14 protein-coding genes and 1 pseudogene are annotated in these 12,097 nt (G+C 57.7%); 9 read left to right on the top strand and 6 right to left on the bottom strand.

Annotation, left to right across the window (positions count from 1 at the left end):
* Positions 1-29: 29 nt before the first annotated feature.
* The 3 genes and pseudogenes from ABLU86_RS12730 to ABLU86_RS12720 all read right to left on the bottom strand — a co-directional run bounded on the left by ABLU86_RS12730 (position 30) and on the right by ABLU86_RS12720 (position 1,224).
* Positions 30-476: a GNAT family N-acetyltransferase gene (locus ABLU86_RS12730; RefSeq protein WP_015369061.1), complete on the bottom strand. Its 447-nt coding sequence runs from the start codon at positions 474-476 to the stop codon at positions 30-32.
* A gap of 89 nt (positions 477-565) precedes the next feature.
* Entirely contained in the window at positions 566-685 is a 120-nt protein-coding gene (tisB, locus tag ABLU86_RS12725; RefSeq protein WP_004145059.1) for a type I toxin-antitoxin system toxin TisB, read from the bottom strand.
* A gap of 370 nt (positions 686-1,055) precedes the next feature.
* A pseudogene (locus ABLU86_RS12720) lies at positions 1,056-1,224 on the bottom strand (hypothetical protein).
* Positions 1,225-1,236: 12 nt separating this feature from the next.
* Here ABLU86_RS12720 and ivbL point away from each other — a divergent pair.
* The 8 genes from ivbL to ABLU86_RS12680 all read left to right on the top strand — a co-directional run bounded on the left by ivbL (position 1,237) and on the right by ABLU86_RS12680 (position 9,129).
* Entirely contained in the window at positions 1,237-1,332 is a 96-nt protein-coding gene (gene ivbL, locus ABLU86_RS12715) for an ilvB operon leader peptide IvbL (protein WP_016162016.1), read from the top strand.
* A 104-nt stretch (positions 1,333-1,436) separates the two neighbouring features.
* Positions 1,437-3,125, top strand: a complete 1,689-nt coding sequence (gene ilvB / locus ABLU86_RS12710) for an acetolactate synthase large subunit (protein WP_348796294.1) — start codon at positions 1,437-1,439, stop codon at positions 3,123-3,125.
* A gap of 3 nt (positions 3,126-3,128) precedes the next feature.
* Complete coding sequence (gene ilvN, locus ABLU86_RS12705; RefSeq protein ID WP_016162014.1) at positions 3,129-3,416, top strand: acetolactate synthase small subunit; 288 nt, start codon at positions 3,129-3,131, stop codon at positions 3,414-3,416.
* A 150-nt stretch (positions 3,417-3,566) separates the two neighbouring features.
* A complete protein-coding gene (gene uhpA / locus ABLU86_RS12700; protein WP_015369064.1) occupies positions 3,567-4,160 on the top strand; it encodes a transcriptional regulator UhpA in 594 nt (197 codons plus the stop codon).
* A gap of 17 nt (positions 4,161-4,177) precedes the next feature.
* Positions 4,178-5,662, top strand: coding sequence for a signal transduction histidine-protein kinase/phosphatase UhpB (gene uhpB, locus ABLU86_RS12695; RefSeq protein ID WP_163312527.1), 1,485 nt, complete (start codon positions 4,178-4,180; stop codon positions 5,660-5,662).
* Positions 5,663-5,673: 11 nt separating this feature from the next.
* Entirely contained in the window at positions 5,674-7,002 is a 1,329-nt protein-coding gene (locus ABLU86_RS12690) for an MFS transporter (protein ID WP_015369066.1), read from the top strand.
* A gap of 146 nt (positions 7,003-7,148) precedes the next feature.
* On the top strand, positions 7,149-8,540 hold the full coding sequence (gene uhpT, locus ABLU86_RS12685; RefSeq protein WP_015703879.1) for a hexose-6-phosphate:phosphate antiporter: 1,392 nt from the start codon (positions 7,149-7,151) through the stop codon (positions 8,538-8,540).
* Between the two features lie 136 nt (positions 8,541-8,676).
* A complete protein-coding gene (locus ABLU86_RS12680) occupies positions 8,677-9,129 on the top strand; it encodes a DUF1198 family protein (RefSeq protein WP_348796293.1) in 453 nt (150 codons plus the stop codon).
* Between the two features lie 90 nt (positions 9,130-9,219).
* On the opposite strand, the gene ABLU86_RS12675 is transcribed toward ABLU86_RS12680, so the two are convergent.
* Together ABLU86_RS12675 and ABLU86_RS12670 are read right to left on the bottom strand one after the other, a co-directional pair.
* Positions 9,220-9,543, bottom strand: coding sequence for a DNA-binding transcriptional regulator (locus ABLU86_RS12675; protein ID WP_004173862.1), 324 nt, complete (start codon positions 9,541-9,543; stop codon positions 9,220-9,222).
* Complete coding sequence (locus ABLU86_RS12670; protein WP_032454415.1) at positions 9,527-9,886, bottom strand: type II toxin-antitoxin system RelE/ParE family toxin; 360 nt, start codon at positions 9,884-9,886, stop codon at positions 9,527-9,529. The genes ABLU86_RS12675 and ABLU86_RS12670 overlap by 17 nt, the downstream gene beginning before the upstream one ends.
* 211 nt (positions 9,887-10,097) lie before the next feature.
* Between ABLU86_RS12670 and nepI the strand changes: the two genes are divergently transcribed.
* Entirely contained in the window at positions 10,098-11,282 is a 1,185-nt protein-coding gene (gene nepI, locus ABLU86_RS12665) for a purine ribonucleoside efflux pump NepI (protein WP_015369069.1), read from the top strand.
* A gap of 5 nt (positions 11,283-11,287) precedes the next feature.
* Here nepI and phnX read toward each other — a convergent pair whose 3' ends face one another.
* Positions 11,288-12,097 carry a phosphonoacetaldehyde hydrolase gene (gene phnX / locus ABLU86_RS12660; RefSeq protein WP_047075847.1) on the bottom strand — a complete coding sequence of 270 codons (810 nt, stop codon included), beginning with the start codon at positions 12,095-12,097 and terminating at the stop codon, positions 11,288-11,290.

The raw sequence follows: 12,097 nt of genomic DNA, 5'->3' as shown, positions 1-12,097 counted from the left end.
CATGACCCCGTTCCGCCAGCCAGCCACGCTTACAGCGAGCAGAACAGGCGATGCGTGACCCGCGGCTCATCGTATACCGGGCGGAAACCAAAGCGTTCATAAAAGGGCCAGGCCTGCGCCGGGGCATGAGTGTTAAGGAAATCGAACCAGGCGCCGGAATGCGTGATGACTGAGAGCAGCAGCTGCTGGCCAATTCCCTGGCGGCGATGGCTATCGCGAATATAGAGATGGCGAATGCGCCCGGCCCGCGGCTGCTGGCTGAAGGGGTCGACGTTCAGACCGCAGACCCCAACTAACTGGCCACGGACGAACGCGCCCAGCAGCTTTTCACCAGGGGCGTTAAAGCGGTTTTTGCCGCTTTGCCAGTTTTCCGCCAGACGGCGCAGCATATTGAAGTGCTGTTCAAGGCTTTCGGCGCGCAGCGCAACGAACCCCGGATCCTCCGGCGTTGTTGCGGCAATTAATAGCGGTGGCATGGTTCCTCCATCAAGTCTTCCCGGAACGCCCGAAGGACGCCTGTAGGGGAGCGGTTTCCCGCCCCCCTCAGGTGCGACTTGAACCTGAATCAGCGGAACTGTTTCAGGACTGCATCAAGTAGTTGCAACACAGCAACCATGAGTTTCAGGATTAAAATAATAATATCCATTCCGCCCATACGCGCGTCTCCTGTGGTTAAGGAGCACAATAAGCTGACGTACCTTTCCGCTGCCTGTTGCCAGCTTATCCCTGTTCTCACAGGGGTTGCGCAGTGGTGGCCGTACGGGCCGGACACGACGCATTGTTGACGTAACACAGTGTGCTCTCTCGGGGTTAAGGCACTGACGGCACCACCCGTTTCAGCCAGGACTTCGTTGCGCCGGTCAAACTTGCGGCCCCCGAATGGCACAAAGTGAACACATCCAGTATAGATAAATACTGTATGCATGAACAGTATTTTTTGGACAAATTCGCACCCGTCGTCCATACTCTATGACAGAGAAATTTCGACCTTAAATTGCGCGAATTGCAGCGATCGCGTATACTTTTGTCGTTGACGTAATACAGTGTGCTTGCGGCTACCACCCGTAAAAATGCTGATAAAAACCTCGCTCCGGCGGGGTTTTTTGTTTTCTGCCGCTGATGTCGCGAATTGTGATCTTTCGCGCAAATTCTCGTGGATGAAAATAAATCCATTGTGAAAACGCAAAACCTGTGTTTGTATAAATTCAGCTTATTTTTCGACACAACAGGTCCCTAATGAACGCTGCCATGATGACTTCGACCCTACTAAAAACCGCGCCTGCCGCGGTGGTCGTCGTGTCTGTGGTGGTCGTCGTCGGCAATGCGCCGTAGGGTCCGGAACAACACGAATTCCAAACCCCGCCGGCGCAAACCGAGCGGGGTTTTTTGTTGGCGAGCCCCCCGGTAAAGTCGGCCCAGAATAAAAGGACTGGAGCATGGCAAGTTCGGGCACCACATCAAACACAATGCGCTTTACCGGCGCGCAGCTGGTTGTTCATTTACTGGAACGCCAGGGTATCACTATGGTCAGCGGCATTCCGGGCGGCTCCATCCTGCCTATCTATGATGCCTTGAGCCAAAGCACGCAGATCCGCCACATCCTGGCACGCCACGAGCAGGGGGCGGGTTTTATCGCTCAGGGGATGGCACGTACCGAAGGTAAACCCGCAGTCTGCATGGCCTGTAGCGGCCCTGGCGCCACCAACCTGATTACCGCCATCGCCGATGCCCGCCTCGATTCTATTCCGCTGGTCTGCATCACCGGGCAGGTTCCGGCCTCAATGATCGGCACTGACGCCTTCCAGGAAGTCGATACCTACGGCATCTCTATCCCCATCACCAAGCATAACTACCTGGTGCGCGACATCGCCGAGCTGCCGCAGGTGATGAGCGACGCCTTCCGTATTGCCCAGTCCGGGCGCCCCGGGCCGGTGTGGATAGATATTCCTAAGGACGTACAGTCGGCGACGATTGAACTGGAAACGCTTCCAGAGCCCGGCGAGCGCGCCCCGGCACCGGCATGCGTGCCTGAAAGCGTGCGTGAAGCGGCGGCAATGATCAACGCGGCGAAACGCCCGGTACTGTATCTGGGCGGCGGCGTGATAAACGCGCCGCAGCCGATTCGGGACCTGGCGGAAAAAGCCAACCTGCCGACCACCATGACCTTAATGGCGCTGGGTATGCTGCCGAAGGCGCATCCTTTGTCGCTGGGCATGCTGGGGATGCACGGCGCGCGCAGCACTAACTTTATTCTGCAAGAGGCTGATTTACTGATTGTTTTAGGCGCGCGTTTTGATGACCGGGCGATTGGCAAGACCGAGCAGTTCTGCCCGAACGCGAAGATTATTCACGTCGATATCGACCGCTCTGAGCTTGGTAAAATTAAGCAACCGCACGTAGCGATTCAGGGCGATGTGGCGGAGGTCTTAGCCCAGCTTATTCCGCAGATTGAGGCGCAGCCGCGTGATGAGTGGCGCCAACTGGTGGCTGATTTACAAAAAGAATTCCCCTGCGCCATCCCGCAGGAAAGCGATCCGCTCTCCCATTACGGCCTGATTAACGCCGTGGCCGCCTGCGTTGATGATGAGGCGATCATCACCACCGATGTGGGTCAGCATCAGATGTGGACGGCGCAGGCCTATCCGCTCAACCGTCCGCGCCAGTGGCTGACTTCCGGCGGTCTCGGCACCATGGGCTTCGGCCTGCCGGCGGCCATCGGCGCGGCGCTGGCGAATCCGCAACGTAAGGTTATTTGTTTCTCTGGTGACGGCAGCCTGATGATGAATATTCAGGAGATGGCCACCGCCGCCGAAAATCAGCTGGATGTAAAAATTATCCTGATGAACAACAAAGCGCTGGGGCTGGTGCATCAGCAGCAGAGCCTGTTCTATCAGCAGGGCGTCTTCGCCGCGACCTATCCGGGGATGATTAACTTTATGCAGATAGCTGCCGGTTTTGGTCTGCAAACCTGTGATTTAAATAACGAATCCGATCCGCAGGCGGCGCTGCAGGCGATTATCGACCGCCCAGGTCCGGCGTTGATCCACGTGCGTATCGACGCGCAGCAAAAAGTGTATCCGATGGTACCGCCGGGTGCGGCCAATACTGAGATGGTGGGGGAATAAGCCATGCAAAAGCAACACGATAACGTCATTCTGGAACTCACCGTCCGCAACCACCCAGGCGTCATGACCCACGTCTGCGGGCTATTTGCCCGCCGCGCGTTTAACGTTGAAGGCATTCTCTGCTTGCCGATTCAGGGCAGCGAGCACAGCCGCATCTGGCTGCTGGTAAATGATGACCAGCGGCTGGGGCAGATGATTAGCCAGATTGAAAAGCTGGAAGATGTCACCAATGTGGCGCGTAACCAGTCCGATCCCACCATGTTTAACAAAATTGCGGTGTTCTTCGAATAGCGCTCAAGGCTTGAACAGCTACGCGCTTACCGCTAAGGTAAGCGCCTTTGCCGGATGGCGCTGCGCTTATCCGGCCTACAGGGAGTGAATCCGTAGGCCGGATAAGGCGTTTACGCCGCCATCCGGCGCTTTCAGGCACCAGGAAACACCATGACTACCATCGCCCTTATTGACGATCATTTGATTGTCCGCTCCGGTTTTGCTCAGCTACTGGGGCTGGAAGCTGATTTTCAGGTTGTCGCTGAATTCGGCTGTGGACGGGAGGCGCTGGCGGGGCTACCGGGGCGCGGTGTACAGGTTTGTATCTGCGATATCTCAATGCCGGATATTTCCGGGCTGGAGCTGTTAAGCCAGCTGCCTAAGGGGATGGCGACCATCATGCTGTCGGTGCACGATAGCCCGGCGCTGATCGAGCAGGCGCTGAACGCCGGCGCGCGCGGCTTCCTGTCGAAACGCTGCAGTCCGGATGAACTTATCGCCGCGGTCCGCACGGTGGCGGCGGGCGGTTGCTATCTCACGCCGGATATCGCCATGAAGCTGGCCGCCGGGCGCCAGGATCCGCTCACCAAACGCGAACGCCAGGTGGCGGAAAAGCTGGCGCAGGGTATGGCGGTGAAAGAGATCGCCGCTGAGCTCGGTCTGTCGCCGAAAACCGTTCACGTTCATCGCGCCAACCTGCTGGAAAAACTGGGCGTCAGTAACGACGTTGAGCTGGCGCGCCGCATGTTCGATAGCTGGCAATGAACACCGTCGTTTCACGATTGCTGTCGGTGATCGGCTGCGCCTTTATCTTCTCAGCCGCCTGGTTTTGCCTGTGGAGTATCAGTCTGCATCTGGTGGAACGCGCGGATTTAGCGGTGCTGCTGTTTCCCTTTGGCCTGCGTTTAGGGCTGATGCTGCAATGCCCGCGTGGCTACTGGCCGGTGCTGCTGGGAGCCGAGTGGCTGCTTATCTTCTGGCTGGCGCAGGAAGTGGCGCTGGCGCATCCGATAATATTGATGACCGGAAGTCTGCTGACCCTGCTGCCGGTGGCATTGATTTCACGCTATCGCCAGCAGCGAGACTGGCTGACATTGTTGCGCCAGGGCGGGGCACTGATCGCCGCCTCGCTGCTGCAATCGCTGCCGTGGCTGGCACAAGAAGGCAGTGAGGGACTGACCGCGCTGTTGTTGACGCTGACTGGCGGCCTGACGCTGGCGCCGACCTGCTTGGTTATCTGGCATTATCTGACCAGTACCGTCTGGCGGCCGTTGGGGCCGTCGCTGGTGTCGCAGCCGGTTAACTGGCGTGGCCGGCATCTGATCTGGTACCTGCTGCTCTTTACCGTCAGCCTGTGGCTACAGCTCGGGTTGCCCGCCGAACTCTCCCGCTTTACCCCTTTTTGTCTGGCGCTGCCGATTATCGCTCTCGCCTGGCACTACGGCTGGCAGGGGGCGCTGATCGCCACCCTGATGAACGCCATTGCGTTGATTGCCAGCCAGACCTGGCACGATCACCCGGTTGATTTATTGCTTTCACTGCTGGCGCAGAGCCTGACCGGACTGCTGCTGGGCGCGGGGATCCAGCGATTGCGCGAGCTTAACCTGTCGCTACAGAACGAGCTGGCGCGTAATCGGCGGCTGGCGGAACGCCTGCTGGAAACGGAAGAGAGCGTGCGGCGTGACGTGGCGCGCGAGCTCCACGATGATATTGGCCAGACTATCACGGCAATTCGCACCCAGGCGGGGATCGTGCAGCGTCTGGCGCCAAACAACGCCAGCGTACGGCAGAGCGGTCAGTTGATAGAACAGCTGTCGCTGGGGGTTTACGACTCTGTGCGAAGACTGCTTGGTCGTCTGCGTCCGCGCCAGCTTGACGATCTGCCGCTTGAACAGGCGGTACGTTCGTTGATGCGTGAAATGGAACTGGAAGACCGCGGTATCGTCAGTCATCTCGAATGGCGGATTAACGAGGCGGGGCTGAGCGAAAACCAGCGCGTGACGCTGTTTCGCGTTTGCCAGGAAGGACTGAATAATATCGTCAAGCACGCCAGCGCCAGCGCCGTCACCCTCCAGGGCTGGCAACAGGATGGGCAATTGATGCTGGTGCTGGAAGATGACGGCTGCGGCCTGCCGCCGGGGTCGAATCTGCAGGGGTTCGGCCTGACCGGCATGCGTGAGCGCGTGACAGCGCTGGGTGGTACGTTAACTATCTCCTGCACACACGGTACCCGCGTGTGCGTCAATTTACCGCTGCGTTACGCCTGAAAGGAGCGCCGATGTTTGCCTTTTTAAAAGCGCCGCCGGACGCCGCGCCAATTAGCGATAAACGCGAGCTGGACGAGCGTTATCGTTACTGGCGTCGCCATATTCTGCTTACCATCTGGCTTGGTTACGCGCTGTTTTATTTCACCCGAAAAAGCTTTAATGCCGCGGTTCCCGAGATCCTCGCCAGTAACGTGCTGACCCGCAGCGATATCGGCCTGCTGGCCACGCTGTTTTACATCACTTACGGGCTGTCGAAATTTTTCTCCGGTATCGTCAGCGACCGCTCCGACGCCCGCTATTTTATGGGGCTGGGGCTGATTGCCACCGGGGTGGTTAATATCCTGTTCGGTTTTTCTACCTCGCTGTGGGCCTTCGCGCTGCTGTGGGCGCTGAATGCCTTCTTCCAGGGCTGGGGCTCGCCGGTGTGCGCCCGACTGCTGACGGCCTGGTATTCGCGAACCGAACGCGGCGGCTGGTGGGCGCTGTGGAATACCGCGCATAACGTCGGCGGCGCGCTGATCCCAATGGTCGTGGGCGCGGCGGCGCTGCATTACGGCTGGCGAATGGGGATGACGATTGCCGGCTGTCTGGCGATCCTCGCCGGACTGTATCTGTGCTGGCGGCTGCGCGATCGCCCGCAGGCGGTGGGGTTACCCGCCGTGGGCGACTGGCGTCACGATGCGCTGGAAATCGCCCAGCAGCAGGAAGGCGCTGGGCTGACGCGCAAAGAGATCCTGACCCGCTACGTGCTGGCCAATCCCTATATCTGGCTGTTATCGCTGTGCTATGTGCTGGTGTACGTGGTGCGGGCGGCGATTAACGACTGGGGCAATCTGTATATGTCGGAGACGCTCGGCGTCGATCTGGTGACCGCTAACTCGGCGGTCACCATGTTTGAGCTGGGCGGTTTTATCGGCGCGCTGGTGGCGGGATGGGGCTCGGATAAGCTGTTTAACGGCAACCGTGGGCCGATGAACCTGATTTTCGCCGCCGGAATTTTGTTGTCGGTTGGCGGGCTGTGGCTGATGCCGTTCGCCAGCTACGTCATGCAGGCGGCCTGCTTCTTCACCACCGGGTTCTTCGTTTTCGGCCCGCAAATGCTCATCGGAATGGCGGCGGCGGAATGTTCGCATAAAGAAGCCGCCGGGGCGGCAACCGGGTTTGTCGGCCTGTTCGCTTATCTTGGCGCCTCGCTTTCCGGCTGGCCGCTGGCGCAGGTGATGGATATCTGGCACTGGACCGGATTCTTTGTGGTGATTGCGATTGCCGCCGGCATTTCCGCGCTGCTGCTGCTGCCGTTTTTAAACGCGCAGGCGCCGCGTACCGCCAGCGAAGCGTGATGTAGCTCACCCTTTCGCCGCGAACGGGGCAAAACTAAGAAATTTTCCCGGTTTTACCTGGAAGCCGTCTCAGGCCAGACGGCGCGTGGGTTTTTACAATGCCTGGTTATTACGCAGGCATAAAAAAATCAGCTCAGGAGATACCCATGCTGGCCTTTCTGAATCAGGTGCGCAAGCCGACCCTGGATCTGCCGCTCGATGTGCGGCGCAAAATGTGGTTCAAACCTTTCATGCAGTCCTATCTGGTGGTCTTCATCGGCTACCTGACCATGTACCTGATCCGCAAAAACTTTAACATCGCGCAGAACGACATGATCTCCACTTACGGGTTGAGCATGACGCAGCTGGGGATGATTGGCCTGGGCTTTTCCATTACCTACGGCGTGGGCAAGACGCTCGTCTCTTATTATGCCGACGGTAAAAATACCAAGCAGTTCCTGCCGTTTATGCTGATCCTGTCCGCCATCTGTATGCTGGGCTTTAGCGCCAGCATGGGGGCGGGTTCAACCAGCCTGTTCCTGATGATCGCCTTCTATGCGCTGAGCGGTTTCTTTCAAAGCACCGGCGGTTCGTGCAGCTATTCCACCATCACCAAGTGGACGCCCAGACGCAAACGCGGCACCTTCCTCGGCTTCTGGAATATCTCCCACAACCTCGGCGGCGCGGGCGCCGCGGGCGTGGCGCTGTTTGGCGCCAACTATCTGTTCGACGGCCACGTGATCGGCATGTTTATCTTCCCGTCGATTATTGCGCTGATCGTTGGCTTTATTGGCCTGCGCTACGGTAGCGACTCTCCGGAATCCTACGGCCTTGGCACGGCGGAAGAGCTGTTTGGCGAAGCGATCAGCGAAGAGGACAAAGAGACCGAAGAAAATGCGATGACCAAGTGGCAGATCTTTGTTGAGTATGTGCTGAAAAACAAAGTGATCTGGCTGCTGTGTTTCTCCAACATCTTCCTCTATGTGGTGCGTATCGGTATCGATCAGTGGTCCACCGTGTATGCCTTCCAGGAGCTGAAGCTGTCTAAAGAGGTGGCGATTCAGGGCTTTACCCTGTTTGAAGTCGGCGCGCTGGTTGGCACGCTACTGTGGGGCTGGTTGTCGGATCTGGCCAACGGCCGCCGCGCGCTGGTGGCCTGCGTAGCGCTGGCGCTTATTATCGCCACCCTCGGGGTTTACCAACATGCCAGCAACCAGTACGTCTATCTGGCCTCGTTGTTTGCGCTGGGCTTCCTGGTGTTTGGTCCGCAGCTGTTGATCGGCGTCGCCGCCGTCGGTTTCGTACCGAAAAAAGCGATCGGCGCCGCCGATGGAATCAAGGGCACCTTCGCCTATCTGATCGGTGATAGCTTCGCCAAGCTGGGTCTTGGGATGATCGCCGACGGCACGCCGATCTTCGGCCTGACCGGCTGGGCCGGCACCTTTGCGGCGCTGGACGCCGCCGCCATCGGCTGTATCTGCCTGATGGCCATCGTGGCTATCTTCGAAGAGCGTAAAATTCGCCGCGAGAAAAAGAATCGAGTTTTGCAGACTGCCTGATTCACCAGGTATTTGGTAACCTTGCCCGGCCATTGCGCCGGGCTTTTTTATTTCTTGCGTAATATGCCAGGTCCGACAGTCGACAGCAGGCAAATTCCCATTATGATAGTGAGGCTGCGATTGGATGAGAGGATGCATGATCTGGATAGGACTGGCCACCCTGGTAGTGGTATTTGTTGTGGGATTTCGGGTGCTTACCTCTGATTCACGCCGCGCGATTCGTCGCCTGAGCGAACGCCTTGGCATTACGCCTGTTCCGTTGGAATCGATGATCGATCAGCTGGGAAAAACCGCCGGTAATGAGTATTTGCGTTACCTGGAGCGGCCGAATGAAGCACATTTGCAGAATGCCGCGCAGGTGCTGCTCATCTGGCAGGTCGCGATTGTCGACGCCAGCGAAAAAAATCTGCATTACTGGTATCGCCTGATGCAAAAAGCGCGTTTAGCGGCGCCGATTACCGACGCGCAGCTCCGCCTGGCGCAAGGTTTTCTGCGCGAGCTGGACCCGGATGCGAGCGATTTACATAACCTACAGCAGCGCTATAACGACCTGTTTCTCCCGGAAGACGGCGTGCACTGGCTGCACTGATCTCATTGTTATCCGGCCTGTGGTTCAAAACCATATCTCCCTTACGTTCTTTGTAGGCCGGATAAGCGTAAGCGCCATCCGGCAGAATGACTACAGTAGGATTTTCAGGCCGTGTTTTTGTACGACGCTAAGCAATTTTAATGACATTCCGCTCGGTCGTTTAGCGCCAGTCTCCCATTTTTGCACGGTAGACACGCTGGTATTCAGATAACGAGCGAACACGGGTTGGCTAACATTGAGTTGTTCACGTAGCGCTTTAATTTCAATGGGTTGAAGTGCGGCTACGCTACCGAGACATGATTCATCAAAATGGCGCATTGTTTCCTGTGGGATTGCGCCAACGCTGAATAGCCCCGACGCAGCGCTATGGATCGCTTCGAAAGCCGGGCTTTTGTATTTATTTTTTGCTGTCATCGCAAATCTCCACCAGTTCTTTACTTTTAACTAAGGCCGTCGTTTTCTCTTCAGAGAGATTGGCATAGTGTTTTGCTAACTCACGAAACCCCATTAATTCGCGATGGTTGATATTGGCCATATCCTGTTTGGCATATAGAAAGGTATAAAACCAATACCCTGCGCTTTTGGTAAGGATGATTGCGCGATCGCGATTCTTGTTGAGTCGCTTTTTATAAACCCCCCCTCCTAAATCAACCACTTTGCCCTGAAGCGCAGATTGAATTGCCTGATAGAGCTCGTCGTCGGAAATGCCATGAGAGCTAGCCTCTCTGGCGAACCATTTGGTTTTAAAGATACGCATTGCTGACATCCTGTCGTTAAAAGTATAGCACATAGTGCTATATTAAATTCTCCTGAGATTTGTTAAAGCGATAGCAAGCATCGTTTTTTTAAACATGCGAGCAGCTACGCATCCTCTTATGAAAAGCGAGAAGAGTTGCGAAAACGTTAAGTACGTCACATACAAAATGTTACACTGCGCAGCTTTCCGCCACTTTGTTCGCAGGTCACTCATGAGTCATTCAAATGAAACCAAACCTCACGCACGCGATCTCGCGCGGCCAAACTGGTCGGCGGTCTTCGCGGTTGCTTTCTGCGTCGCCTGCCTGATTACCGTCGAGTTTTTGCCGGTCAGCCTGTTAACGCCGATGGCGCTGGATTTAGGCATCTCCGAAGGGATGGCCGGGCAGTCGGTGACGACGACGGCATTCGTCGCGATGTTTTCCAGCCTGTTTATCACCACGGTGATAGGTAAAACCGATCGCCGCTACGTGGTTATCCTGTTTTCGCTGCTGCTGACCCTTTCTTGCCTGCTGGTATCGTTTGCCGATAGCTTCACCCTGCTGCTGCTGGGGCGCGCCTGTCTGGGCCTGGCGCTCGGCGGTTTCTGGGCGATGTCGGCATCGCTGACCATGCGTCTGGTGCCGATGCGCGTGGTGCCGAAAGCGCTATCGATTATTTTCGGCGCGGTATCAATCGCGCTGGTGATCGCCGCCCCGTTGGGCAGTTTCCTTGGCGGGCTTATCGGCTGGCGCAACGTCTTTAACGGCGCGGCGGTGATGGGCGTGCTGTGTACGCTCTGGGTGCTGAAAGCGCTGCCGTCGCTGCCGGGTGAATCGGCGGCTCAGCAGCAAAATATGTTTGGTCTGCTGAAGCGTCCGGGGGTGATGGCCGGGATGTGCGCCATTTTCATGGCCTTTGCCGGACAGTTCGCCTTCTTTACCTATATTCGACCGGTATACATGACACTCGCCGGCTTTGACGTCGACGGCCTGACGCTGGTGCTGCTGAGCTTTGGTATCGCCAGCTTTATCGGCACCTCGCTCTCCTCGGTGGTGCTGAAGCGCTCGGTTAAAGCGGCGCTGGCGATTTCGCCGCTGGTGCTGACCGCCTGCGCGGCGGCGCTGGTACTGTGGGGAGAAAGCAAAATCGTCGCCTCGACGGTGGCGATTATCTGGGGCTTCGCGTTTGCGCTGATCCCGGTGGGGTGGTCAACGTGGATCACCCGTTCGCTCTCCGATCAGGCGGAAAAAGCCGGGTCGATTCAGGTGGCGGTGATCCAGCTTGCCAACACCTGCGGCGCCGCGGTCGGCGGCGTTGCGCTCGACCACTTAGGGCTGCTGTCGCCGCTGGTGTTGTCAGGAATATTAATGCTGTTTACCGGCCTGCTGGTGACGACCAAAGTGAAGGTGAATTAACCCGCTTACGGCCGTTCGCCTTTTGCCAGCCGGGCGTTGATGTCGGCAATCACTTCCGGCAGATCCGCCAGGGTATCAACCACATAGTGAGCCCCGGCGGCATACAGTTTGCCTGCCGCCCGCTCGCGACGGGTGGCGATTTCCTCTTTCGACATCGTCTGGTACTCCTCCCAGGTAGCGCCGAATTCGTTACCGGACACCGCCAGCCCGACGCTCCACATCCCGGCATGTAACCCTTCGCTGATGCCCGGTGCGGCATCATCGACCTTCACGCAGTGGGCCACATCGTCTATGCCCAGGGTAATCACGTTCTGCAGCGCCATCCACGGGCCCGGACGACCGCCGACGGCAAGGTCATCGGTGGCGACCCAGTGGTCCGGGGCGTAGCCCTGGGCGGCAGCGGCTGGTACCAGCTTTTCCATCACCGGGCGCGGATAACCCGAGCAGGAGCCGATCTTCAGGCCCTCGGCGCGAAACGCGGCGATAGTGTCGACAACGCCGGCAATCGGTGCGGAAAAATCGACAACCTTAGCGATTTGCAGCGGCATAAACGCGGCGTAGATCGCATCGATATCGGCGGCAGTCATCGCGCGGCCGAATTTGGCCTGCCAGCGGCTATCGACAGCAGGGAGTTTGCCCAGCGCCTCAATGTGCTGCCACTTGCCAAGCCCCATCGGCACGCGGGCCTCTTCAAGGGTAATCTCAATATCGAAGGCCTGGCGGAAGGCCTCGACGAAAATTTGCGTTGGGGCGAAAGAGCCGAAGTCTACGGTGGTGCCTGCCCAGTCAAGGATCAGTGCGCTAATACGGTTCAT

The organism is Klebsiella sp. JN_Kp121, assembly GCF_040062145.1.
Classification (GTDB): Bacteria; Pseudomonadota; Gammaproteobacteria; order Enterobacterales; family Enterobacteriaceae; genus Klebsiella; species Klebsiella aerogenes.
The sequence above is the reverse complement of the archived record's forward strand: the minus strand, read 5'-3'. Positions and strand labels throughout refer to the sequence as shown.

What these genes read in the sequence shown, in the direction of transcription:
- ABLU86_RS12730 (WP_015369061.1), bottom strand. Translation starts at nt 476, where the DNA reads ATGCCACCGCTATTAATTGCCGCAACAACGCCGGAGGATCCGGGGTTC.
- ivbL (WP_016162016.1), top strand. Translation starts at nt 1,237, where the DNA reads ATGAACGCTGCCATGATGACTTCGACCCTACTAAAAACCGCGCCTGCC.
- ilvB (WP_348796294.1), top strand. Translation starts at nt 1,437, where the DNA reads ATGGCAAGTTCGGGCACCACATCAAACACAATGCGCTTTACCGGCGCG.
- ilvN (WP_016162014.1), top strand. Translation starts at nt 3,129, where the DNA reads ATGCAAAAGCAACACGATAACGTCATTCTGGAACTCACCGTCCGCAAC.
- uhpA (WP_015369064.1), top strand. Translation starts at nt 3,567, where the DNA reads ATGACTACCATCGCCCTTATTGACGATCATTTGATTGTCCGCTCCGGT.
- ABLU86_RS12690 (WP_015369066.1), top strand. Translation starts at nt 5,674, where the DNA reads ATGTTTGCCTTTTTAAAAGCGCCGCCGGACGCCGCGCCAATTAGCGAT.
- uhpT (WP_015703879.1), top strand. Translation starts at nt 7,149, where the DNA reads ATGCTGGCCTTTCTGAATCAGGTGCGCAAGCCGACCCTGGATCTGCCG.
- ABLU86_RS12680 (WP_348796293.1), top strand. Translation starts at nt 8,677, where the DNA reads ATGATCTGGATAGGACTGGCCACCCTGGTAGTGGTATTTGTTGTGGGA.
- ABLU86_RS12675 (WP_004173862.1), bottom strand. Translation starts at nt 9,543, where the DNA reads ATGACAGCAAAAAATAAATACAAAAGCCCGGCTTTCGAAGCGATCCAT.
- ABLU86_RS12670 (WP_032454415.1), bottom strand. Translation starts at nt 9,886, where the DNA reads ATGCGTATCTTTAAAACCAAATGGTTCGCCAGAGAGGCTAGCTCTCAT.
- nepI (WP_015369069.1), top strand. Translation starts at nt 10,098, where the DNA reads ATGAGTCATTCAAATGAAACCAAACCTCACGCACGCGATCTCGCGCGG.
- phnX (WP_047075847.1), bottom strand. Translation starts at nt 12,097, where the DNA reads ATGAACCGTATTAGCGCACTGATCCTTGACTGGGCAGGCACCACCGTA.